The sequence below is a fragment of the Melaminivora alkalimesophila genome, from assembly GCF_000282995.1.
Classification (GTDB): Bacteria; Pseudomonadota; Gammaproteobacteria; order Burkholderiales; family Burkholderiaceae_C; genus Melaminivora; species Melaminivora alkalimesophila.
Genome location: NZ_ALEE01000199.1, coordinates 1 through 2,178 on the forward strand (window position 1 = coordinate 1; position 2,178 = coordinate 2,178).

General features: G+C 70.5%; 1 protein-coding gene and 1 pseudogene. Both read right to left on the reverse strand.

Features of this window, described 5'->3' with window-relative positions; all coding sequences use genetic code 11:
* The coding region (locus tag A612_RS03195) for a proton-conducting transporter transmembrane domain-containing protein (RefSeq protein WP_019373148.1) at window positions 1–1,811 on the reverse strand (1,811 nt) is incomplete at its 3' end.
* A 98-nt stretch (window positions 1,812–1,909) separates the two neighbouring features.
* Window positions 1,910–2,178: pseudogene (locus A612_RS03200) on the reverse strand (lipopolysaccharide assembly protein LapB); the annotation flags it as partial.

Genomic DNA, 2,178 nt, shown 5'->3' on the forward strand with positions numbered 1-2,178 from the left:
AGCTGGGTGCGCCCGCCGTCGCGCAGGCTGTCCGACCACAGGATCGGTGCGACCCCGGCCGCCAGCGTGGCCAGCACCACCCACAGCATCTGCCACTGCAGGCGCGTCGTCGAAGTCCAGCGCAGCAGCGCCCGCGCGCCCGCCGTCAGCAGCGCCAGCGCCTCCTCGAAGCGCTCCTTGCCCGACACCCGCGGCAGCAGCGGCGGCGGGGCGTCGGCCCGGGCGCCGGTGCGCTGCGCGCGCAGCATCAGGTACAGCAGCGTGCCGCCGGCGAGCGCCAGCAGGCTCATGACCAGTGGCGCGTTCGGCCCGTGCCACACCGCCAGGCTGAAATGCGGCAGCGTGCCGCCCACCACCGGCAGCGCCGCCGCATCCAGGTAGCGCCCCACGGCCCAGGCCGGGAAAATCCCCACAACCAGGCAGATCAGCACCAGCAGCTCCACCGGCACCCGCATCCAGTGCGGCGGCTCGTGCGGCTCGTGCGGCAGGTCGGTCGCCGGCGGGCCGCCGAACACGTCCAGCACGAAGCGCAGCGAGTACGCGACGCTGAACATGCCGCCGATGGTCGCCGCCACGGGCAGGGCGATGGCCACCCGCGGCGAGGCGTTCAGGTACACCGTCTCGGCGAAGAACATTTCCTTGGACAGAAAGCCATTCAGCAGCGGCACGCCGGCCATGGCCGCGCTTGCCACGGTGGCCAGCGTCGCGGTGATCGGCATCATCCGCCGCAGGCCCGACAGGCGCCGGATGTCGCGCGTGCCGCTCTCGTGGTCCACGATGCCCGCGGCCATGAACAGCGAGGCCTTGAAGGTCGCATGGTTCATGATGTGAAAGACCGCCGCCACGGGAGCAAGCGGGCTGTTCAGGCCCAGCAGCAGCGTGATCAGGCCCAGGTGCGAGATGGTCGAATACGCCAGCAGCCCCTTCAGGTCGTTCTGGAACATCGCGGCGTAGCCGCCCACCAGCAGCGTGCACGCGCCCACGCCGCCGACCAGCCAGAACCACGGCCCCGTATCGCCCAATACCGGCCACAGCCGCGCCAGCAGGAACACCCCGGCCTTGACCATGGTCGCCGAGTGCAGGTAGGCGGAGACCGGCGTGGGCGCGGCCATGGCGTGCGGCAGCCAGAACTGGAAGGGAAACTGCGCGCTCTTGGTGAAGGCGCCCAGCAGCACCAGCACCAGCACTGTGAGGTACAGCGGGTCGCCGCGCACCAGCTCGCCCGCCACCAGCACATGGTCCAGCTCGTAACTGCCGACGATGTGGCCCAGCACCAGCACGCCCGCCAGCAGGCACAGCCCGCCCGTCGCGGTCACCGTGAGCGCCATGCGCGCGCCGCGCCGCGCATCCTGCCGGTGGTGCCAGTAGCCGATCAACAGGAAGGAAAACAGGCTGGTCAGCTCCCAGAAGAACACCAGCACGATCAGGTTGCCCGACAGCACGACACCGGCCATCGCGCCCATGAAGGCCAGAAAGAAGGAGAAGAAGCGCGGCACCGGGTCGGCCGGCGACATGTAGTAGCGCGCGTACAGCACCACCAGCGAGCCGATGCCGAAGACCAGCATGCAGAACATCCAGGCGAGGCCGTCCATGCGCAGGCTCAGCTGCAGGCCGAGCGAGGGCAGCCAGTCGATCTGCTCGCGCAGCACGCCCCCGTGCTCCACCTGCGGGAAGGCAAGCGCCGTCTGCACGGTGCAATACAGCGCGATCACGCCAGCCAGCGTGGACTCGGTATTGCGTGCATTGGACGGCAGGACGGCTGCCAGCAGACTGCCCACGAAGGGCAGCAGGATCAGGTAGACCAGGGACATCGGCCGGCCATTTTAAGGGCCGGCGACGACCGCGCGTGCTATGAAAAGCCGAGCGCTCCAGGGGCCTTGGGCCGGGGTCCGGCGCAGCGCGGCGAATTTCACAATTCTTCCACGCGGCGGGCTGGGTAGCTGTCCCAGCTCTGGCAGCCCGGACACTGCCAGAAATGCTGGCGCGCCTCGAAGCCGCAGGCGGCGCAGCGGTAGCGCGTCAGCGGCTTGCTGGCGCGCTCCAGCGCCTGCAGCACGCGCGTGCGCGCCGGCTCGCCCCCGAGGGGTTCGGCCTCCAGCCAGCGGGTGGCAGCTACCAGCGACGGCTCGCGCTCCAGGTGGCGCAGCCACCACTGCCGCCCTGCTGCCGCGGCGGCTG